The 21365-nt window shown below is 66.8% G+C and carries 18 protein-coding genes; 2 read left to right on the top strand and 16 right to left on the bottom strand.

Going from position 1 to position 21365, the window contains the following annotated elements:
• Nucleotides 1–8 precede the first annotated feature (8 nt).
• The 4 genes from HFL01S_RS07635 to HFL01S_RS07620 all read right to left on the bottom strand — a co-directional run bounded on the left by HFL01S_RS07635 (nt 9) and on the right by HFL01S_RS07620 (nt 5241).
• Nucleotides 9–2366 (bottom strand): nitric oxide reductase activation protein NorD, encoded by a 2358-nt coding sequence (locus HFL01S_RS07635; RefSeq protein WP_066256902.1) that lies wholly within the window; start codon nt 2364–2366, stop codon nt 9–11.
• Between the two features lie 6 nt (nt 2367–2372).
• Nucleotides 2373–3176 carry a CbbQ/NirQ/NorQ/GpvN family protein gene (locus tag HFL01S_RS07630; RefSeq protein WP_066256898.1) on the bottom strand — a complete coding sequence of 268 codons (804 nt, stop codon included), beginning with the start codon at nt 3174–3176 and terminating at the stop codon, nt 2373–2375.
• Nucleotides 3177–3433: 257 nt separating this feature from the next.
• Entirely contained in the window at nt 3434–3787 is a 354-nt protein-coding gene (locus tag HFL01S_RS07625) for a ribulose bisphosphate carboxylase small subunit (RefSeq protein WP_066156649.1), read from the bottom strand.
• 32 nt (nt 3788–3819) lie between these two features.
• The gene (locus tag HFL01S_RS07620; protein ID WP_066256896.1) at nt 3820–5241 is read right to left on the bottom strand and encodes a form I ribulose bisphosphate carboxylase large subunit; all 1422 of its coding nucleotides are present in this window, start codon (nt 5239–5241) and stop codon (nt 3820–3822) included.
• A 115-nt stretch (nt 5242–5356) separates the two neighbouring features.
• Here HFL01S_RS07620 and HFL01S_RS07615 point away from each other — a divergent pair, with 115 nt between their 5' ends.
• On the top strand, nt 5357–6250 hold the full coding sequence (locus tag HFL01S_RS07615; protein ID WP_066256891.1) for a LysR family transcriptional regulator: 894 nt from the start codon (nt 5357–5359) through the stop codon (nt 6248–6250).
• On the opposite strand, the gene HFL01S_RS07610 is transcribed toward HFL01S_RS07615, so the two are convergent.
• Complete coding sequence (locus HFL01S_RS07610; RefSeq protein ID WP_066256888.1) at nt 6237–7535, bottom strand: hemolysin family protein; 1299 nt, start codon at nt 7533–7535, stop codon at nt 6237–6239. The two genes, HFL01S_RS07615 and HFL01S_RS07610, sit on opposite strands and share 14 nt — an antisense overlap.
• 9 nt (nt 7536–7544) lie before the next feature.
• Between HFL01S_RS07610 and HFL01S_RS07605 the strand changes: the two genes are divergently transcribed.
• Nucleotides 7545–8375 (top strand): symmetrical bis(5'-nucleosyl)-tetraphosphatase, encoded by an 831-nt coding sequence (locus HFL01S_RS07605; RefSeq protein WP_066256885.1) that lies wholly within the window; start codon nt 7545–7547, stop codon nt 8373–8375.
• A gap of 10 nt (nt 8376–8385) precedes the next feature.
• Here HFL01S_RS07605 and HFL01S_RS07600 read toward each other — a convergent pair whose 3' ends face one another.
• The 11 genes from HFL01S_RS07600 to HFL01S_RS07550 all read right to left on the bottom strand — a co-directional run bounded on the left by HFL01S_RS07600 (nt 8386) and on the right by HFL01S_RS07550 (nt 21357).
• Nucleotides 8386–9852: a DEAD/DEAH box helicase gene (locus HFL01S_RS07600; RefSeq protein ID WP_066256880.1), complete on the bottom strand. Its 1467-nt coding sequence runs from the start codon at nt 9850–9852 to the stop codon at nt 8386–8388.
• 69 nt (nt 9853–9921) lie between these two features.
• Complete coding sequence (ypfJ, locus tag HFL01S_RS07595) at nt 9922–10827, bottom strand: KPN_02809 family neutral zinc metallopeptidase (protein WP_066256877.1); 906 nt, start codon at nt 10825–10827, stop codon at nt 9922–9924.
• A 112-nt stretch (nt 10828–10939) separates the two neighbouring features.
• Nucleotides 10940–12043 (bottom strand): fatty acid desaturase, encoded by a 1104-nt coding sequence (locus HFL01S_RS07590; protein ID WP_066256874.1) that lies wholly within the window; start codon nt 12041–12043, stop codon nt 10940–10942.
• Between the two features lie 170 nt (nt 12044–12213).
• On the bottom strand, nt 12214–12783 hold the full coding sequence (gene dcd / locus HFL01S_RS07585; RefSeq protein ID WP_066156404.1) for a dCTP deaminase: 570 nt from the start codon (nt 12781–12783) through the stop codon (nt 12214–12216).
• A 60-nt stretch (nt 12784–12843) separates the two neighbouring features.
• Nucleotides 12844–14118, bottom strand: coding sequence for a guanine deaminase (gene guaD / locus HFL01S_RS07580; RefSeq protein WP_066256871.1), 1275 nt, complete (start codon nt 14116–14118; stop codon nt 12844–12846).
• Between the two features lie 96 nt (nt 14119–14214).
• The gene (locus tag HFL01S_RS07575) at nt 14215–15288 is read right to left on the bottom strand and encodes a BMP family ABC transporter substrate-binding protein (RefSeq protein ID WP_066256868.1); all 1074 of its coding nucleotides are present in this window, start codon (nt 15286–15288) and stop codon (nt 14215–14217) included.
• Nucleotides 15289–15361: 73 nt separating this feature from the next.
• Nucleotides 15362–16906 (bottom strand): glycosyltransferase family 39 protein, encoded by a 1545-nt coding sequence (locus HFL01S_RS07570; RefSeq protein WP_066256865.1) that lies wholly within the window; start codon nt 16904–16906, stop codon nt 15362–15364.
• Between the two features lie 108 nt (nt 16907–17014).
• Nucleotides 17015–18022, bottom strand: coding sequence for an adenosine deaminase (locus HFL01S_RS07565; RefSeq protein ID WP_084383147.1), 1008 nt, complete (start codon nt 18020–18022; stop codon nt 17015–17017).
• A gap of 14 nt (nt 18023–18036) precedes the next feature.
• Nucleotides 18037–19104: a Rieske 2Fe-2S domain-containing protein gene (locus HFL01S_RS24595; RefSeq protein WP_084383146.1), complete on the bottom strand. Its 1068-nt coding sequence runs from the start codon at nt 19102–19104 to the stop codon at nt 18037–18039.
• 129 nt (nt 19105–19233) lie between these two features.
• Complete coding sequence (locus tag HFL01S_RS07555; protein ID WP_066256861.1) at nt 19234–20388, bottom strand: BMP family ABC transporter substrate-binding protein; 1155 nt, start codon at nt 20386–20388, stop codon at nt 19234–19236.
• Nucleotides 20389–20436: 48 nt separating this feature from the next.
• On the bottom strand, nt 20437–21357 hold the full coding sequence (locus tag HFL01S_RS07550; RefSeq protein WP_066256859.1) for an ABC transporter permease: 921 nt from the start codon (nt 21355–21357) through the stop codon (nt 20437–20439).
• Nucleotides 21358–21365: the final 8 nt, after the last annotated feature.

The raw sequence follows: 21365 nt of genomic DNA, 5'->3' as shown, positions 1-21365 counted from the left end.
CCTGCCGCTCAGCGCGTCAGGCCGGCGTACAGCACCGGCAGCTTCTCGGGCAAGCGCTCCACCTTGTCCACCACCAGGTAGTGGCGCTCGCCGAAGATGCGGCGCACGTACTGGTCGGCGCGCGGGTCCAGGCTCATGCAGTAGGTCGTCACGCCGTAGCGGCCCGCCTCTTCCACCGCCTTTTTGGTGTCGTGCCGCAGGTACTGCGGGTCGCGCACGTCCACGTCGGCCGGCTCGCCGTCGGTGATGACCAGCAGCAGCTTCTTGCTGCTGCGCTGCGCCTTCAGCGCAGCGGTGGCGTGGCGGATGGCTGCACCCATGCGGGTGGACAGCTGGCCTTCCATGCCGGCCAGACGCACTTTCGCCACGTCGTCGTAAGGCTGGTCGAAGTCCTTGAAGCGCCAGTAGTTCACGTCGTGCCGGCCGTCGGAACAGAAGCCGTGGATGGCGAAGGGGTCGCCCACCTTCTGGATCGCATCTGCCAGCAGCGCGCAGGCCGAGCGCGTGAGGTCGAGCACGGTGTGGTCCTGTCCGGCCACCTTGTCATTTGTTGACTGAGAAAGATCGAGCAGCACCAGCACCGAGATGTCGCGCGTCTTGCGCACGCTGCGCATCATGATGCGCGGGTCGGGCTGGCGGCCCATGCGTTGGTCGATCACCGCGGCCAGCGCAGCATTCAGGTCGATCTCGTCGCCGTCTTCCAGCTTGCGGATGCGCTGCACACCCTGCGGCTGCATCGCGTCCAGGATGTATTTCATGCGGCCGATCAGTCGCCGGTGCTCGACCAGGATGCTGTCGATCACTGCCGCATCGCCGGCCTTGGGGCGGCGCTCCTGCACCGTGGCCCAGGCCGGGCGTTCGAGCTGGATCAGGTGGTCCCACTCACCGTAGTGCACCGGCGGCAGCACCGGCTCGCGGCCTTCGCTCTGATTGAAGGACACGCCGAGGTCTTCGTAGGGAAACAGCTCGGTGCCCAGCACCCAGACCTCCTGTGCGTCGTCGCCCGCGCCTTCCACTTCGAGTTCGTTGACGAACTCCATCAGGTTGACCTGCTTGCGCACCTGCTGCGGCGGCGCGTAGCCGGCGGCGATGGAGCGCTCGAAGTCGAAGCCGTCGAAGGCCCAGAAGTAGCGGTTGTCGTCGCGGTAGGCCGCGGTCTGCTCGTCGGAGCGCGACTGGTACGCCGGGCCATGCGTGACTTCTCGGTAGCTGTGCGCCAGCTGCACGCCGATGTCCCACGACACGGTGTTGTCGTGCGGGTAGGCCTGGATGCGCGGCAGGGCATCGGCCAGCAGCGCACGACCCTGGGCGATCCAGGGGTGTGTGTCCTCGTACGCCGGGTCCAGCAGCGCACGCGCGAGGCGGCCCAGCCAGTCGCCCGCCGTCCTGCCCTGTGAAGCCTGCGCGGTGTGCAACTGCGCCCAGAGCGCCCGCATGCCAGGGAACCTCGCCAGCGTCAGCGCCTCAATGCGCGCGTCTTCCACCAGCCCGATCACTGCCATCTGCCAAGGGTTCAGCGACTCGGCCGAGATGGGCTGGCGCGTGAACACCACGTGCGCCGCGGCGTGCGCGGCGGCGGCGCGGTACAGCTCGGTCGCGTCGACCATGCCGGCGTTGCCCTCGACCGCGTCGTAGGCGTCGGGCAGGTGGATGAAATAGTCCTCGACGAAGGGCCGGTAGCCCTCGCGGCTCTCATAGTCACCCGCCGTGGGCCGCATGAAAAAGTCGCGACCCCAGAGCGCGCGCAGGTACATGTTGATGCGCCGCTGCACGTCCACCAGCAGCGTGCCCTTGCGCTCTTTCTGCAGCATGGCCAGCGACTCTTTGGACTGCAGACCGAAGTAGGCGATCTGTTCCTCGTAGTTGGTGCGGTGAGCCTGCGCGCCCCAGGTGGCCCAGCGGCGCAGACCGCCCAGCGTGAGCTGGCCGAACAGCGCATCGAGCTGGCCCAGCATGGGCCGCAGGCCGCGCGGCGCCTGCGCCACCAGGGTATTGAGGAACTGCAGGTACTGCAGGAACAGCGCGCCGCCGGCCAGGCGGCACGCGGCGGTGGGCGCGGTGGCCAGCACCAGTTCGATCACCGCGCCCGAGGTCTTGGAGGCCAGCATGAGCGCGGTGGTGGCGAGTTCGCCCACCACGTCCTCGCCGATCTCTTGGGCCACCTGCGGTGCACCATCGATCCAGGCGTTCACGAGTTCATCGCCCCGGCCCAGCCCACGCAGCGCGGCCGCGCCTTTGACGTAGTTGTCCAGCCCGCGCGCGGAGAACACCTTGGTCGCGTCAGACCAGCTGCGCTCCAGCAGCTCGCGCGAGGTCGGCGCGAGCTGGTCGGTCCACTCGGCGTGGTCGTGCAGGTGGACGCTCATGGCTGGTCAGAAGAATGTCGAGACCGCGGCGTCGAGCGCATCGCGCATGTCGGGGTCGTCCGTGATCGGGCGCACCAGTGCCACCCGGCAGGCGGCCTGCGCAGCCACGCCCTTGGCGATCAGGCTGCCCGCATAGATCAGCATCCGGGTGGAGATACCTTCGTCCAGGCCATGGCCCTTGAGGTTGCGGGCGCGCTCGGCAATGCCGACCAGCTTGTGTGCCACGTCGGCGCTCACACCGGTTTCGTGCGCCACGATCTCGGCCTCGACAGCGTGTTCGGGGTAGTTGAAATCCAGCGCGCCGAAGCGCTGTTTGGTCGACTGCTTGAGGTCCTTCATCAGGCTCTGGTAGCCCGGGTTGTAGGAGATGACGATCTGGAAGTCCGGGTGCGCCTTGACCAGCTCGCCCTTCTTCTCCAGCGGCAGCACGCGGCGGTTGTCGGTCAGCGGGTGTATGACGACTGTAGTGTCCTGCCGCGCTTCGACCACTTCGTCGAGGTAGCAGATGGCGCCGTGGCGCGCGGCGGTGGCCAGCGGGCCGTCCTGCCATCGGGTGCCGTTGGCGTCGAGCAGGAAGCGGCCAACTAAGTCGCTGGCCGTCATGTCCTCGTTGCAGGCCACGGTGATGAGCGGCTTGTCCAGCTTCCAGGCCATGTGCTCGACGAAGCGGGTCTTGCCGCAGCCAGTGGGGCCCTTGAGCATCATGGGCATGCGCACCGAGTACGCGGCTTCGAACAGCTCGATCTCGTCGGCGACGGGTCGGTAGTAGGGTTGTGCGGCGACGCGGTAGGCGTCGAGTTGTTCGCTCATGCTCGTCTCCGTTGCTTCGTTGGCCTGCACCGCGTGGTGCGGCGCGGCCGACTACGTTCGTGTCCCCCGCCGGCCTGCGGCCGGCTCCTCCTTTACCTCACTGCGCCGGCCACCCCGCACCACGCTCACGAATGCTCGACGAAAAGTCCGCGCAGAGCATCCGGAGCGCGTGCAGTGTCCAGAGATGCCGTGGAACTGGCTTCGCCAGGCCACAGGCATCGCCCCCTGGGGGGTGACGCCGCAGGCGGCGCGGGGGGTTAGACAGTTTTTCCCCGATAGATCACCATCGATGCGCCCTGCGACTGCGAGAAGTTGTCGTAGCCGATCAGGCGCACGTGGTTGTCCGGGTTCGCCTTGTGGCAGGCCTCGGCCTCGGCCAGGATGCGGTCGATGTCGGTCTCGCCGAACATCGGCAGCTTCCACATGTACCAGTACGAGTCCATCAGGTACTGCGGCTCGGTGTGTTCGATGGCCGGGTTCCAGCCCTTGCCGACGATGTACGCCACCTGCTTGCGGATCTCGTCGTTGCTCATGGCGGGCAGGTACGAGAAGGTCTCGAACTTGCGGCTGGCGGGGTCGGAGAGGCGGCTGTGGTAGTCCTGCATGCTCATGGTGCTGTCCTTTGCGTTGATGGGGTGCGGGTTCACTTGTGGGCGATGTCGAGCTTGTCCACCGTGTCGAACTCGAACTTGATTTCTTTCCAGGTCTCCATGGCGATGCGCAGTTCGGGCGAGTGCTCGGCGGCCTCCAGCAGCACGGCCTTGCCCTCCTTCTCTACCGCCACGCCTTCGTTGCGCGCCTTCACGCAAGCTTCTAGCGCCACGCGGTTGGCGGCAGCGCCGGCCGCGTTGCCCCAGGGGTGGCCAAGGGTGCCGCCGCCGAACTGCAGCACCGAGTCGTCGCCGAAGATGTTGACCAGCGCCGGCATGTGCCAGACGTGGATGCCGCCCGAGGCCACCGGCATCACGCCGGGCATGGAGCCGAAGTCCTGGTCGAAGAAGATGCCGCGGCTGCGGTCTTCCTTGATGAAGCTGTCGCGCATGATGTCGATCCAGCCCAGGGTCGAGGCGCGGTCGCCTTCGAGCTTGCCCACCACGGTGCCCGAGTGCAGGTGGTCACCGCCGGAGAGGCGCAGCACCTTGGTCAGCACGCGGAAGTGGATGCCGTGGTGCGGGTTGCGGTCGAGCACGGCGTGCATGGCGCGGTGGATGTGCAGCAGCATGCCGTTGTCGCGGCACCAGTTGGCCAGACCCGTGTTGGCACACAGGCCACCGGTCAGGTAGTCGTGCATGATGATCGGCGCGCCCAGTTCCTTGGCGTACTCGGCGCGCTTGTACATCTCTTCGGGCGTCGGCGCGGTCACGTTCAGGTAGTGGCCCTTGCGCTCACCGGTTTCGCGCTGCGCCTTCTCGATGGCTTCCATCACGAAGTCGAACCGCTGGCGCCAGCGCATGAAGGGCTGGCTGTTGACGTTCTCGTCGTCCTTGGTGAAGTCCAGGCCACCGCGCAGGCACTCATAGACCGCGCGGCCGTAGTTCTTGCCCGACAGGCCCAGCTTGGGCTTGATGGTGCAGCCCAGCAGCGGACGGCCGTACTTGTTCATGATGTCGCGCTCGACCTGGATGCCATGGGGCGGTCCGCCGCAGGTCTTCACATAGGCAATCGGGAAGCGCACGTCTTCCAGGCGCAGGGCGCGCAGGGCCTTGAAGCCGAACACGTTGCCCACCAGCGAGGTCAGCACGTTGACCACCGAGCCCTCTTCGAACAGGTCGATCGGGTAGGCCACGAAGGCGTAAAAGCAGGTGTCGTCGCCGGGCACGTCTTCGATGCGGTAGGCGCGGCCCTTGTAGTAGTCCAGGTCGGTCAGCAGGTCGGTCCAGACCGTCGTCCAGGTGCCGGTGGACGACTCGGCGGCCACGGCGGCGGCCACTTCTTCGCGGTCCACGCCGGCCTGCGGCGTGATCTTGAAGCACGCCAGGATATCGGTGTCCTTAGGCGTGTAGTGGGGCTCCCAGTACGTGCTGCGGTACTCCTTGACGCCCGCGTTGTAGGTCTTCGTCGCCATCTGCTGTGCTCCTGGTTGGGTGTTGATGGAGCGGATTCTTGGCCTCCAGAACAATAAATAAAAGTAAAATGTTCTGACGATTACGTTCTGATTTTTAAAACATACTGGACACCCCGTGAGCCTGCGGCACGCCACCCTGCACCAGTTGCGCATCTTTCACGCCGTCGCACAGAACGGCAGCTTCGCTCGCGCCGCCGAGGCGCTGCACCTCTCGCCGCCCACGCTGTCGCTGCAGGTCAAGCAGCTGTCGGAATCGGTGGGGCAGCCGCTGTTCGAGCAGCTGGGCAAGAAGATCTACCTGACCGCCGCCGGCCGCACGCTGGCCGCGGCCTGCGAGGACATCGAGGCGCGCATGGAACAGCTGGGCGAGGACCTGGCGGCGCTGCAGGGGGTCGAGCGCGGCAGCGTCAAGCTGGCCATCCTGACCACGGTGAAGTACACCGTGCCCAAGCTGCTCGGCGGCTTCTGCGCGGCGCACCCGGGCATCGACGTGGCGATGGTGGTGGGCAACCGCGAGAAGCTGCTGCAGCGCCTGGCGGGCAACGAGGACGACCTCTACATCATGGGCCAGCCGCCAGAACAGATGGACGTGGTCAGCGAGGCCTTTGCCGACAATCCGCTGGTGCTGGTGGCGCCGCCCGACCACCCTCTCGTGGGCAAGAAGCGCATCGCCCCCGAACGGCTGAGAAGCGAGCCGTTCATCCTGCGCGAGCCGGGTTCGGGCACGCGCCTGACATCGGAGAAGTTCTTTGCCGACCACGGCATCGCGCTGAAGAACCGGCTGGAGGTGGGCAGCAACGAGGCGATCAAGCAGACCGTGGCCGGAGGCCTGGGGCTGGCCGTGCTGTCGGCACACACGGTGACGGCGGAGCTCGCGCTGGGCGAGCTGGTTCAGCTGGACGTGAAGGGATTCCCGCTCATCCGCCGCTGGCACGTGGTGGTGCCGCGCGGCAAGCGCCTGTCAGCCGCGGCGCAGGCTTTCAAGGACTGGCTGTTCACCCATCGGTGAGGGACTGGGCCAAGGGGCTGATGCGCACCTGGTCGATGCGCCGGCCTTCGAGCTTGATCACCTCGAAGTGCCACCCCGCGCAGTCGACGCCCTCGCCCTGCGCGAGCAACTGGCCCGCCTCGGCCTGCATCAGGCCCGCCACGGTGTTGTAGCGGCCCTTGTCCTCGTCCGGCAGTTCATCGATGCCCAGGCGGGCTTTGAGCTCGGCCACGGGCATGGCCCCGTCCACCCGCCAGGAGCCATCGACCTGGGGCGTGGCCCAGGCGTCTACCGGCCGCTCGGGCGACAGCTCGCCCGTGATCGCCTCCAGCAGGTCCAGGGGTGTCATCAGCCCCTGCACCACCCCGTACTCGTCCACCACGAAGGCCATGCGTGTCGCGCGCTCGCGGAACTGCTCCAGCAGCTCCATGCCGGTCAGGGTCTCGGGCACGAAGGTGGCGGGCTGGGCATGCTCGCCGATGGTCCCGGCCGTGCCTGCCTCCCGCAAGGCCAGCAGACGGGGCAGGTGGATCACGCCCACCACATCGTCCAGCCCGCCGCGGCACACCGGATACCACGAGTGCCCCACCGACCAGGCCTGCGCCGCGGCGCCCTCAATGCTGTCGGCGGCATCCAGCCAGTGGATGTCGGCGCGCGGCACCATGATGGAGATCAGCTGCCGGTCGTCCAGCAGGAACACGTTGCGCACCATCTGGTGCTCATGCGCCTCGATGATGCCGGCGTCCACCCCCTCTTCCAGGCTGGCGTTGATCTCCTCCTCGGTCACGAACTGCTGCGCGCTGGTGTCGATGCGCAGCAGTTTGAGCACCCACTGCGTGGTGTGCGTGAGCAGCCACACAAAGGGTTTGGCGGCCTTGGCCACATAGGCCATCGGGCGCGAGACCCAGCGGGCCACAGTCTCGGGATAGAGCTGGCCGATGCGTTTGGGCACCAGTTCGCCGAACACGATGGTCACGAAGGTGATGACCGCCACCACGATTGCAGTGGCCACACCCTGGGCGGTGCCGTCGGCCACACCGAAAGTGCGGATCCATGTCGACAGATCGTCGCTGAATGCCGCCTCGCCGACGATGCCGTTGAGCATGCCGATGGAGGTGATGCCCACCTGCACCGACGACAGGAACTGCGTCGGGTGCTCCAGCAGGTGCAGCGCTGTCTGCGCGCCCTTGTCGCCCACTTCTGCCATCGCCGCCAGGCGCGCCTTGCGGCTGGCCGCCAGGGACATCTCGGACATCGCGAACGCGCCGTTGAGCAGCGTGAGAAAGAGGATCAGCAGGGTATCCATAATTGGGCGATGGCACTTTACCTGATCGGCGATTTGCAGGGCTGCGACGACGCCCTGGCCCGCCTGCTCGACGAAATCGCGTTTTCTCCCAGCCGCGACACCCTGGTGCTGCTGGGCGACCTGGTCAACCGCGGACCGCAGTCGCTGGCGGTGCTGCGGCGCATGGTGGTGCTGGAGGGCAGCGCGCACTGCCTGCTGGGCAACCACGACCTGCACCTGCTGGCGGTCGCGCACGGCGTGCGCAAGCCGCACCGCAGCGACACGCTGGACGACATCCTGCAGGCCCCCGACCGGGCCACCCTGCTCGACTGGTTGCGCACACGCCCCCTGGCGCTGCAGATGCAGGGCTGGTTGATGGTGCACGCGGGCGTGCTGCCCCAGTGGGACGCGGCGCAGACGCTGGCCCTGGCCGCCGAACTCGAAAGCGAGCTGCGTGGCCCGGACTGGGGCGTGTTCCTGCACAACTTGTATGGCAATCGACCCGACCGGTGGAGCGAGCAGCTCCACGGGCTCGACCGGCTGCGGGTGATCGTGAATGCGCTCACGCGGCTGCGCTTCTGCAGCGTCGACGGTGTGATGGAGTTCGAGACCAAGGACAGCGCGGCATCAGCGCCTGCGGGCTTCATGCCGTGGTTCGAGGTGCCGCAGCGGCGCAGCGAGGGCACCCGCATCGCGTTCGGCCACTGGTCCACGCTCGGCAACGTGCAGCGCCACGATCTGCTGGCACTGGACACCGGGTGCGTGTGGGGAGGCTGCCTGACCGCGGCCCGCATCGGGCCCGGCGACGAAGCCGAGCTCATCAGCGTGCGCTGCGCACAGGCCCAGAAGCCGGGCGCCTGAACCGCCCGGCTCAGGCGTTTTCCGCCGGAGCCGAGGCCTTGAACAGCGCCGGAACCTTCTTGCGGGACTTGATATTGGGCGACAGGCGGCTGGTGGCCGCCGGTTTGGCCGAGGCCTCCCAGGACGGTTGTGCGTCTGCCGCCAGGGTGGGCTCGTAGGGCTTGTCGAACAGCGGGTCCGCGGGCGCACGCGCCGGGCGGGAGGCACGGCGGTCTTCGCGCGGTTCACGGGGCTCGCGCGCTTCGCGGGCCTGGCGAATCTCGCGGCGGCCTTCGTCGTCGCCCTCGCGCCAGGCGCGCTGGCCGTCGTTGAACCGGCCCGCCGGCTTGCGATCGGCCTCCAGTTCCAGCGCTTCGAGCTCGAGCTTCTTGCCGATCAGCTTCTCGATGTCCGCCAACAGGCGCGTGTCCTTGCCACTGACGAAGGACACGGCCAGGCCCGAGGCGCCAGCGCGGCCCGTGCGGCCGATGCGGTGCACATAGTCCTCGGCGTTGAACGGGATGTCGAAGTTGAACACCGCCGGCACATCCTTGATGTCCAGACCGCGCGCAGCCACATCGGTGCAGACCAGCAGGTCGACTTCGCCCTTTTTGAAAGCGTCCAGCGCCTTCAGACGCTCGTCCTGGCTCTTGTCGCCGTGAAGGGCCGTGGTCTTCAAGCCCTCGCGCTCCAGCGAACGGGCCAGGCGCGCGCAGCCGAGCTTGCTGTTGACGAAGACGAAGGCCTGCGTCACACCACGCTCCTTGACGATCTGCTTGAGCGTCTGGCGCTTGTCGTCGTCGTCCACGCGGTAGAAATGCTGCTCCACCGTGGACGCGGTGGCGTTGGAGCGGGCCACCTCGATGGTGATCGGGTCCTGCAGGTAGCTGCTGGCCAGGCGCTTGATCTCGGGCGAGAAGGTGGCCGAGAACAGCAGCGTGGTGCGCGTCTTGGGCAGGTAGCTCAGGATGCGCTGCAGGTCGGGCAGGAAGCCGATGTCCAGCATGCGGTCGGCCTCGTCCAGCACCACGTACTCGACCTGGTTGAGCACGCAGTTCTTGGCCTCGATGTGGTCCAGCAGACGGCCCGGCGTGGCCACCAGCACCTCGACGCCCTTTTTCAGTTCCAGCGTCTGCGGCTTCATGTCCATGCCGCCGAACACCACCGTGCTGCGCAGCTGGGTGTACTTGGCGTACTGCTTGACCTGGTCGGCCACCTGGTCGGCCAGCTCGCGCGTTGGCAGCAGCACCAGGGCACGCACCGGGTGGCGTGCCGGCGAGGTGGAGGCGTTCTCGTGCTTGAGCATTCGCTGCAGCAGTGGCAGCGAGAAGGCGGCCGTCTTGCCAGTGCCGGTCTGGGCAGCGCCCATCACGTCACGCCCTTGCAGCACGACCGGGATGGCCTGCGCCTGGATGGGCGTCATGCTCTCATAGCCCATTTCCGCGATGGCACGGGCGAGGTTAGGCGAGAGCTGGAGTTCGGAAAAGGATTGGGTCATGGACTTTCGGGTTAGCCCGCTATTGTCTCACTTTGACCCCCTGGCTGCCCAAAAGTTGGGCAACGGCGCTCAGAGGGCCCGGGTGTTGAAGGTGTCGCAGGCTTGCACGCTGCCGGTTTCGAGCCCCTTGTGGAACCAGCGCTGGCGCTGCTCGCTGGTGCCGTGGGTGAAGCTGTCAGGCACCACCATGCCCTGGCTCTTGCGCTGCAGGGCATCGTCGCCGATGGCGGCTGCTGCGTTCAGCGCCTCTTCGACGTCGCCGGGTTCGAGGATTGCCTTGCTCTTGTGGTTGTGGTGGGCCCAGATGCCCGCAAAGCAGTCGGCCTGCAGTTCCAGGCGCACCGACAGCGCGTTGTATTCGCGCTCGCTGACGCGGCGCCGGGCCTGCTCCATCTTTTCAGTCAGGCCCATCTGGTTCTGCACATGGTGCCCCACCTCGTGTGCGATCACATAGGCCTGGGCAAAGTCGCCCGGCGCACCCAGCTGGCGCCGCAGCGTATCGTAGAAGCTCAGGTCGATGTAGACCTTCTGGTCGCCCGGGCAGTAGAACGGTCCCATGGCGGACTGCCCCGTCCCGCAGGCCGTGGGTGTCGCACCCCGGAACAGCACCAGCCGGGGTTCCTGGTACTGGGCGCCCCCCTGCTGGAACACCGCCGCCCAGACGTCTTCGGTGCCGGCCAGCACGGAAGACACGAAGCGTCCCATTTCGTCTTCAGGCCTGTCGGTGCTGCCCGGCGATGCCGGCTCGGTCTGGGTGGTACCGGGCACCAGCTCGCCTCCTCCGCCCAGCGCCCCCAGGATGGTCATCGGGTTGATGCCGAAGATCCAGCCTGCGATCAGCGCGATCACGATGGTGCCGAACCCGATGCCGCGCCCACCCGCACGCCGCGGAGCACCGCTGCCGAACATGCCGCCGCCCGGCTGGTTGCGCCGGTCCTCGATGTTGTCCGACTGGCGGTTGTTTTCCCATTTCATGCACTGCTCCTCGGGCCGCCTGCGGCGGGGCCATCGCCACATTATGCAAACGAAAGCAGCAACAAAAAGCGCTGCCGAGGCAGCGCTTGAGAAAGTACCGGAGTTGAGGATTTCAGGCCACAGCCGGCTTGAAATCGCTGGTCGGACGACCCTGGAAATCGGTCCAGCAACGGCGGGTGAAGTCGTAGAGCTTGCACTTGCGCGCGGTCTCGAAGTACCAGCGCCAGGAGAAGCGCTGGATGATGATGCGGCCAGGCAGGGTGTCCTCCAGCAGTTTCTGGGCGTTCTTGAGTTTGTACAGCGGCACGCTCATGTCCACATGGTGCGCGGTGTGTTCCATGATGTGGTGCATCAGGGCACCGATCTTCATCGGGAAGGTCAGGTGCACGGTGGTCGACACGAAGGGCGCGGCCTTGGCCCATGCGTGCTTGTCGTCGTGCCACTGCACCGCCGTGTGGGTGTGGTGCACGTAAACCACGAAGCCGATCATCGCGTTCCAGAACAGGAACGGGATGACAAAACCGTAGCCCACCAGAGCCCAGGCGGACTGTTCGGTGGCATAGGCAGCACCGATCAGCGCAGCGATCCACAGCGCGGCGTAGACGGTCACGAACACGCCGTCGCGCGTGAATTCGGGGCGGCTGGTGCCCATGTAGGTCTTGCGCGGGAAATACATGCGGTTCCACCACATCTCGACCAGGTAGTACAGCGCGGGGCCCCAGCCGCTGCGGTAGATGCGCTCCATGAGGCGGCGGCCCGGGGTCAGCCCCTCGAATTCTTCCTTGGTCAACGGAGCCCAGACAAAGTCCACGCCCTTGAGGTTGGTGTAGCCGTGGTGCACCACGTTGTGGCCGACTTCCCACAGGCTGTAGGGCGTCAGCGAGGGCACCATGGCAATGCGGCCCAGGATGCGGTTCAGGCCCCGGTGCGGCGTGTAGCTCTGGTGGCAGGCGTCGTGGCCGATGATGAACAGGCGACCGATCACGAAGCCGGCGGCCAGGCCGCACAGCAACTTGGCCCACCAGGCGTCCAGCAGCACCGTGCCGACGATGAGCGCCAGGAAGACCGCCCAGTCGATGGCCAGCAGCACGATGCCTACGGCCGTCCGCTGCTCGGCGATCGGCGTCAGCCAGCCCCGGATCACCTTGCGGTGCGGCAGAGGTTGCCCGAGGGGAATCGGTTCGGGCGAAGAAGCGGCGGCGGTGGAGTCGGACATGCTGGTCAGAAAAAGCGAACACCCGGCAGGCGGGCACCATTTGGAGGGCAATTTCGCCCCGGTTTGGGGCTGGAATCGGACAAACCCCGCGATTTTATCGGGCAGCGATGAAACCTGCCTGACAAAAGTCAAGCCGAAAATATGGGTTTTTCCGTCTACGAAACGCCGGCTCAGGTCTTGGGCAGCGTGACGCCCACCTGCCCCTGGTACTTGCCACCCCGGTCCTTGTAGCTGGTTTCGCAGACCTCGTCGCTCTCAAAAAACAGCACCTGGGCACAACCTTCACCGGCGTAGATCTTGGCTGGCAGCGGCGTGGTGTTGGAAAACTCCAGCGTCACATATCCTTCCCATTCAGGCTCGAAGGGCGTGACGTTGACGATGATGCCGCAGCGGGCGTAGGTGCTCTTGCCCAGACAGATGGTCAGCACACTGCGCGGGATTCGGAAGTACTCGACCGTGCGCGCCAGCGCGAAGCTGTTGGGCGGGATGATGCAGACATCGGAGTTGATGTCGACGAAGCTCTTCTCGTCGAAGTTCTTCGGGTCCACCACCGTGCTGTGGATGTTGGTGAAGACCTTGAATTCGGGTGCGCAGCGGATGTCGTAGCCATAGCTGCTGGTCCCGTAGCTGACGATCTTCTGACCCGCGGCGTTCTGCCGGATCTGGCCCGGCTCGAAGGGCTCGATCATGCCGTGCTGCTCGGCCATGCGGCGGATCCATTTGTCGCTCTTGATGCTCATGTGTGTGCTCCGGTTGCCCGCGATTGTAGGCAGGGCCCCGGCGCCGCCCTTCGAAGCAGGTCAGGCGGTCACGGTCCTGGAGACCAACCGGTCATCGCCTAGCACGATCAGGGCAAACAGCAGTTCGTCCAGCGAATCGGCTTGCGCGGTCTTGCGCGCCAGAAGCGGTGTGGCCTTCGGATCCAGCACCACGAAATCGGCTTCGTGCCCCGGCGTGAGGTTGCCCACCACGCCCTCCAGGCCCAGCGCGCGCGCGGCACCGGCCGTGTGCTGCCACCAGAGCTGGCCAGGCGTGAGGCTCAGACCTGGCTTGGTGTGGCCCTCGCGCCCCACGCAGTAGGCCGCCAGCATGGTGTGGAAAGGCGAGAAGCTGGTGCCCCCGCCCACATCGCTGGCCAGGCCGTAGCGCATGCCGGCCTGGTCGGCCGCGGCGTAGTCGAAAAAACCACTGCCGAGGAAGAGGTTGCTGGTCGGGCTGACGGCCGCGGCGGCACCGGTCTCGCGCATCAGGATGCGGTCGTGCGCATCCAGGTGGATGCAGTGGGCATAAACCGCACGGTCGCGCAGCAGGCCGAAGTCGCCGTACACGCCCAGGTAGCTGCGCGCCTGCGGGTAGAGCTCGGCCACCCACTTCACCTCGTCGCGGTTCTCGGCCACGTGCGACTGGATCCACACGTCGCTGTACTTCGCGGCCAGCTCGCCGGCGCCGCGCAGCTGCGCGTCGGTGCTGGTGGGGGCGAAACGCGGGGTGATGGCGTAGCCCAGCCGGTCCACGCCGTGCCAGCGGCGGATGAGGTCTTCGGTGTCGATCAGGCTCTGCTCGGTCTGGTCGCGCACGCCGTCGGGGCTGTGGCGGTCCTGCAGCACCTTGCCCGTGATGAAGCGCAAGCCACGCGCCTGCGCGGCCTCGAAGGCGGCGTCCACCGACCCGGGGTGCGAGGTGGCGAAGGTCAGCGCCGTGGTCACACCATGGCGCGCCAGCTCGTCGAAGAAGAAATCGGCCACACCACGGGCATAGGCCTTGTCCGCGAAGCGGCTTTCGTGCGGGAAGGTGTAGTTTTCGAGCCAGGGCAGCAGGCCGGCGGCCGGCGCACCGATCACATCGGTCTGCGGGTAGTGCACGTGCAGATCGACGAAGCCGGGCGCGATCAGGTGACCGCGCAGGTCTTCGACGACGACGCCAGCGAAGCGGTCAATCAGCGCGTCGTGGCTGCCAGCGGCGCGCACCACCTTGCGACCAGAGGCATCGGGGCCGACGACCAGCAGACCGTCGCTGTCGTAGAGCGGCTGGCCATGGTCATCGAATCTCAGGAGGGCGGCGCGGTAGGCTTTCATGAAGCAGACAGCTTAGCCGCAAGCGCGCCCGGCGGCATACCGCGAAACGAATGCACGCCATGTGCCCAGACCAGGGTGTCGCCGATCAGCGGCGGGTCACCGTGGCAGTTTCGTGGCTACGCCCTCGACCAGCCAGTTCATGCCCAGGATGGCTCTGTCGTCCAGCGACTGGCCGGGGGCGATCGTGGTCTTGCCCTCGTTGTCCTTCACACCGGTTTTGCCGCCAGCGAACACGGTCAGCCGGCCGGCGGCCATGTCCTTCTGACGCGCCATCACCTCGGCCTGCACGGCGGTCGGCACCTTGCTGCCAAAACTGTCCACACGGATCATGCCTTCGCGCACGCCGCCCCAGACCTGTTCACTCTTCCAGCTGCCATCCAGCACGGCCTTGACGCGGCGGGTGTAGTAGTCGCCCCACTGGTGGGTGACCGCGGCCACCTGCGCGTCGGGCGCCACCTTGCGCATGTCGGAGTGATACGCCACGGCGAGCTTGCCGCGCTCCTGCGCAGCCACCATCACCGCGTTCGACCCGGTGTGGAAGGCCAGCACCTCGGCGCCCTGGTTCATCAGCGTCATGGCCGCATCGCGCTCGCGCGGCGGGTTGAACCACTCACCGAGGAACACGACGCGCACCGTGGCCTGGGGATTCACCGAACGCATGCCCAGGGTGAAGGCGTTGATGCCCTGCAGCACCTCGGGAATCGGGAAACCCGCGACGTAGCCGGCCTGCGTGGCCATGCGACCGGCGGCGATGCCGGCGAGGTAGCGGCCTTCGTAATAGCGTGCATTGGACGCCGCCACGTTGGGCGCTGTCTTGTAGCCGGTGACCGACTCGAATTTCACGTTCGGGAACTCGCGTGCGACCTTCAGCGTGGGCTCCATGTAGCCGAAGCTGGGGGTGAAGATGATCTGGTGGCCCTGCATGGCCAGGTCGCGAATCACGCGCTCGGCGTCGGGACCTTCGGCCACGTTCTCGACGTAGCTGGTCGTGACCTGGCCGGGCAGCGCGGCTTCGACCGCCAGGCGGCCCTGGTCGTGCTGGCGCACCCAGCCGGCATCGGTCAGCGGCGCAACATAGACGAAGGCTGCCTTGACCGGCGGCGTCGACTGGGCAAGAACGGGGGAGAAAAAACAGGCGGCCGCGAATGCGGCAGCGAGGTTTTTGTACATGGTGGTCCTCTACATGGCTTCCGGAACAGAAAAAAAGCGAGCCGGGGAAGCACCGGCTCGCAGGTGCACGATTTTAACGGTCTGCGGCCGATACGGCATCGGGCCGCGGCGGTCCCAGGTCGTACAGGTAGGCCGTGGTGCCGGGGCCATCCAGTTGTTCGATCAGTGTTCCCCGCCGGTCAGCGTGGTCGAGGATGAAGCGCTGCTCGTCGACCTTGACCTGTGGGCGGCAGCGGTTGCAGATGTGGCTGAAAACAAACCACGTACGGCCCACGCCCAGCGTGCGATCGATCTCGGTCAGGTAGAGGTCCGGCTGCAAGCGGTGAAATCCCCCTTCCACAAACTCGCCGGGGCCGAACCCATACTGCGCTGCGTAGAAGGAGAACGCAGGCACCGCGCCGTAGTACACATAGGTCTGGTCACCTGCACGCCGGTGGTCGGCCACGCCCTTCATCACCGGCTTGATCTCCTCCATCACCGGGTGGTCCAGCAGATGCTGTCGGTCAATGTCAACAGAATGAAACAGCAACAGACCGGCCAGCCCGAGGTACACGCCACCGGCCAGCCACGGGTTGCGGGGACGCAGCCACTGCCGGCATCGCTCGACCCCTTCCGCCAGGGCGAGGGCAGCCGCCGGTGTCAGAAACAGCAGAAACCGGCCGTAGAACGGATAGCGCGACAGTGCGGAAGCAACAAGCGTGACCAGGAGCATGAGCACCATGGCCACGGCGAGCGGCCGTCGGCGCTGCCAGAGGGATGCGATGCCCAGCAGCAGCAACGCCGACGGCAGGACACCAGCATGAAACGAAAAGAGAAAGTTCAGCACCCCCGGCAGGCTGACGCGGTACCAGTGCCAGTGGGACCAGGGCGGCAGTGGGGCAAAGTTGCGGCGCCAGAAGTCGACCAAGGCGGGATCGTCCGCCACGTGCCGGAGTTGCACCAGGTACAGCGCGGCAAAGCTGATCGCCCAGGCGGCGGCGACGCCCGCCCAGAACCGAAGAAATGCCGGGTCGCGCAGCTCGCGCCAGCGCAGCACCAGGACCGAACCGCCCAACCCCGCCAGCACAAACACAGAAGGATGTGAAAACCACACCGCCAGCGCGCCGGACAGGACCAGCCGCAAGCGCGACCGCGGGTCGTCTGGCTGCTTCACGGTCTCGCCGAAACACCACATCAGGTACGCGGCCACCAGTGCATCCAGTGAGTACTGCTTGAGTTCGCTGCTGTATCGCACCTGCTCGGGCGCCAGTGCCACCAGCGCCAGGGCCAACCAGGCCAAGGGCCTGCTGCCGTCCTGGCGCGCCAACAGGAAGACCATCGGCAGCAAGCCCAGACCGGCCACGAGAGGCCCCACCCGCAACAGGTCGTCAGAGCCGCCTAGCAGGTGGTGGATCAGCCACTGAAGCAGGAGGAACCCGAGCGGCGCGGCCTGGTCGTACAACAGCGGCTGCACCAGACCGAGCAGGCTCTGGCGCTGGATGTTCACCGCCAGCATCGCCTCGTCGAGCCAGAGGGAGCGCCCGGGCGCGAAGTAATCCAGCCTGAGGAACAGCGCCCAGACCAGCACAGCCAACACGGGCAGCCATTGCCACGGCAGCCCCGTCTTGCGAATCGTCACCGCCCCACTCCTTCGCCCAACGAATGGGCGAAATTGTGGGTTCCGACACTTTTTAAACGCTTAAGACCCGGTCACCGCCACACAGGGGAGCCCAGGCGAGAAGCGGCCTCAGCCCTCAGTGCACGCGGCGATGCGGTCGAACATCTCGCGCCGGCGCGGCTCGGACACAAAGCTGGCCTCCACGCTGTTGCGCGCCAGCTGGACCACGTCCTCGCGGCTGAGGTTCAGGGCCTGCACCGTCTGTTCGAAGTTGGCGTTCATGTAGCCACCGAAGTAGGCCGGATCGTCCGAGTTGACCGTCGCGCACAGACCGGCATCCAGCATCTTCTTCAGCGGGTGGTCGCGCAGGTCGTTCACCACGCAGAGCATGAGGTTGGACAGAGGACACACCGTCAGCGGCATCCGGGTGTGGGCCAGTTCGGCCATCAGCAGCGGGTCCTGCAGCGCGGCCACGCCGTGGTCGATGCGCTGCACCTTGAGCAGATCGATCGCCTGCCACATGTATTCGGGCGGGCCCTCCTCGCCCGCGTGGGCGACCAGCTTCAGCCCCAGCTCGCGGCAGCGCGCGAACACACGCTGAAACTTCTCGGGCGGGTGCCCGACTTCGCTCGAATCCAGCCCGACGCCGATGAAGTGCTCGCGGTACGGCAGCGCAGCCTCCAGCGTGGCGAAGGCGTCTTGCTCGCTGAGGTGGCGCAGGAAGCACAGGATCAGCGCCGAGCTGATGCCCAGCTCGGATTCCGCACGTTTGCAGGCACCAGACAGACCCTCGATCACCGACGCCATGGGTACGCCGCGCGCGGTGTGGGTCTGGGGGTCGAAGAACAGTTCGGTGTGGACGACGTTGTCGGCCTTGGCGCGTAGGAAGTAGGCCCAGGCCATGTCGTGGAAGTCCTGCGGCTTCAGCAGCACGCTGGCACCCGCGTAGTAGATGTCCAGGAAGCTCTGCAGGTCGGTGAAGGCATAGGCCGCGCGCAGCGCCTCCACGCTGGGGTAGGCCAGCGGCACGCCGTTGCGCTGCGCGAGGGCAAAGATCAGTTCGGGTTCGAGCGAACCTTCGATGTGGATGTGCAGTTCGGCCTTGGGGATGGCACGGGCGAGTTCGATGGCGTTCATGGGGTCCTTTCGGTTCAGCACACACCCAGCGAGACGCCGGTGCAGGCCAGGTAACGGCGGTAGGCACTGGACATGCGGTCGGCGGGGCCGTGCACTTCGGCAATGGCACCATCCTTGCCGATGGGCAGGCGCCGGGGCTGCTGCGATTCGACGATGGGTTTGTCCTGGGAGAACACCGCGTCCTGGAAGGCGCGCAGCTCTTCGTCGTCGCTCAGGTCGCCCAGCGTGGCCATGGCGAACCAGGCGGTGCAGGCTTCCGGGCCATCGGGGCGGATGAACAGTGCGATGGCGTTGCTGACCGGGTCGCCCTCGGTCGCGTCCTTGCGCAGGATGGCCGCGAAGGGGTGCGGCACTTCGTAGCGGTAGGCCACCCAGCCGCCCTCTTCCGCGCCCGCGTAGCCCTTGGGCTGCCAGGCCTTGCATTCGCGCGCGTGCACACCATCGGCCCCCTCTTCCACCCGGCCGGTGTCCACCTGCGCGTGGCTGCGCGCACCCAGCCAGCCTTCGTGCACAAAGCCGAAGTGGCTCAGATCCAGGAAGTTCTCCACCAGCCGCGGCGCGCTGGTGTCCACCGCGTAGGGTCCGCAGACCACCTGGCGCCACAGCGGATCGTCCCAGGGCTCAAACACCGGCGGCGACGACAGGGCGGCGGGGAGTTGAGACAGGTCGGGCCGCTCCAGCCGCACCCACACCAGACCATGGCGTTCCTGCGCCTCGAACACCTGGGCGCAATGCGCGGCAGGGGGCTCGAAGGCGGGGGCCGCCGGCACGTGCACGCAGCGCCCCACGGACGCCGGCGCACCGTGGTGACCTTGCACCGCGGCGCCGTCGCCCGCGAACTGCCAGCCGTGGTAGGGGCACTCCAGCCGCGCGCCGTGCAGGTGCGTGAGCACACGCCCCAGCGACAGCTTCGCACCGCGGTGCGGGCAGCGGTCGGCCCAGGCGTGCACCACGCCGGGCTGTCCCTCGTGGCTGTGCTCGCGCCACAGGACCACGTCATGCCCCAGCAGCGACACCGCCTGCGGCGCATCGCGCAGATGGATGCCCGCGATGACCGGGTGCCAGAGTTGTCGTTCGATCACATGACCTCCAAAGAAAAAAGCCGCTGTGGGTGCAGCGGCTTTGGGCCAGGGCACCGCAGGTCCGGCTTTGCCGGCCTGCAGGTGCCGCCCCCTTGAGGGGGTCGCGCCTTCGGCGCGGCAGGGGTGGGATCAGTTCGGGAGTTTCCCCTCAACGCCCTTGACGTAGAACTTGATGCCGCCGAGGAACTTGTCGTCGGCCACAGCGTCCTTGGCCAGCACTTCCTTGCCGTCCTGACCCATGATCGGGCCCTTCCAGATGGAGAAGGAACCGTCCTTCAGACCGGCCTTGATGGTGTCGATCTTGGCCTTGGTCTCGGCCGGCACGTCTTCGGCAATGGAGACCATGTCGATCGCGCCTTCCTTGTGGCCCCACCACACGCCACCGGTGGTCCAGGTGCCTTCCAGCGCGTCCTTGACGGACTTGATGTAGTACGGACCCCAGTTGATGACGGCCGAGCCCAGGTGGGCCTTGGGGCCGTAGGCGGTCATGTCGGAGTCCCAGCCGAAGGCACGCTTGCCCATCTTCTCGGCGGTCTGCAGCACGGCCGACGAGTCGGTGTTCTGCATCAGCACGTCGGCGCCGCCGTTGATCAGCGAGGTGGCGGCTTCGGTTTCCTTCGGCGGATCGAACCAGCCATTCACCCAGACCACCTTGGTCTTGACCTTGGGGTTCACCGACTGGGCGCCCAGGGTGAAGCTGTTGATGTTGCGGATCACTTCGGGAATTGGGATCGAGGCCACCACACCCAGGGTGTTGGACTTGGTCATGGAGCCGGCGATCACGCCGGCCATGTAGGCGCCTTCGTAAGTGCGGCTGTCGTAGGTGCGCATGTTCTCGGCCGTCTTGTAGCCGGTGGCGTGCTCGAACTTCACGTCCTTGAAGTCGGGCGCGACCTTGAGCATGGGCTCCATGTAGCCGAAGGTGGTGCCGAAGATCAGCTTGTTGCCCTGGCTGGCCAGGTCGCGCAGCACGCGCTCGGCGTCGGCGCTCTCGGGCACGTTCTCGACGAAGCTGGTCACGACCTTGTCACCGAACTCGGCCTCGACCGCCTTGCGGCCGTTGTCGTGGGCGAAGGTCCAGCCGCCGTCACCGACGGGGCCGACGTAGGCGAAGGCGACCTTCAGCGGCTCGGCCTTGGGCGCTTCGGCAGCGGCCGGGGCCGGTGCGGGCGCAGCCGCCGGCGCGGCCGCCTCTTCCTTCTTGCCGCAGCCGATCAGGGCCGCGCTGGCCACAGCCGTCAGGGCCGCCAGCTTGATCAGGGAACGCTTGTTCAGGTCGGTCATGGAAACCTCTTGGAGGGTTGGGAGTGGAGAAAGCGAAACAAAAAAAGATTATGAACCCGGGTAAAAGGGTTTTCCGATCGACGCCGGCATGTTCACGCGGATCCAGGTCGGGTTGCGCGAGATCAGCACCAGCACGACGATGGTGGCAAGGTACGGCATCATGGTCAGGAACTGGCTCGGCACGTTGACGCCCATGCCCTGCAGGTGGAACTGCAGCATGGTCACGCCACCGAACAGGTAGGCCCCGAGCAATACGCGTGCCGGGCGCCAGGTGGCGAAGGTCGTCAGGGCCAGCGCGATCCAGCCCTTGCCGGCGGTCATGCCCTCCACCCACAGCGGGGTGTAGACCGTGGACACATAGGCGCCGGCCAGACCGCACAGCGCGCCGCCGGCCATCACGGCCAGCAGGCGGATGCGGCGCACCGGGTAGCCCAGCGCGTGCGCCGACTCGGGGCTCTCGCCCACGCTGCGCAGCACAAGGCCGGCGCGCGTGCGGAACAGGAACCAGATCAGCCCGAACACCAGGCCCACGCAGACGTAGACCATGGGGTGGTGGCGGAACAGCGCATTGCCGATGAAGGGAATGTCGGCCAGCAGCGGAATGGCGAACTGGCCCTGCTCAGGCAGCTTGGCCTGCACATAGGATGTGCCGGCAAACGCGGAGAAGCCCCCGCCGAACAGCGACAGCGCGAGCCCGGTGGCGTACTGGTTGGTGTTGAGCCAGATCACCAGCCCGCCGAAGATGGCCGCCAGCAGCGCCCCGGCGGCCATGCCGGCGGCGAAGCCGGCCACGGTGCTGCCGGTATGCACCACGGTGGCAAAGCCGGCCAGGGCGGCGCAGAGCATCATGCCCTCGGCCCCCAGGTTGACGATGCCCGCTTTTTCGTTGATCAGCAGGCCCAGCGAAGCGATGGCCAGCACGGTGCCGGCGTTGAGCGAGGCGGCGATGAGGAGTGCGGTGGATTCCATGTCAGCGA

Origin of the sequence: Hydrogenophaga flava NBRC 102514 (assembly GCF_001571145.1) — a bacterium.
In the GTDB taxonomy this organism is placed as follows: Bacteria; Pseudomonadota; Gammaproteobacteria; order Burkholderiales; family Burkholderiaceae_C; genus Hydrogenophaga; species Hydrogenophaga flava.
This window is presented reverse-complemented; position numbering and strand designations above follow the sequence as displayed.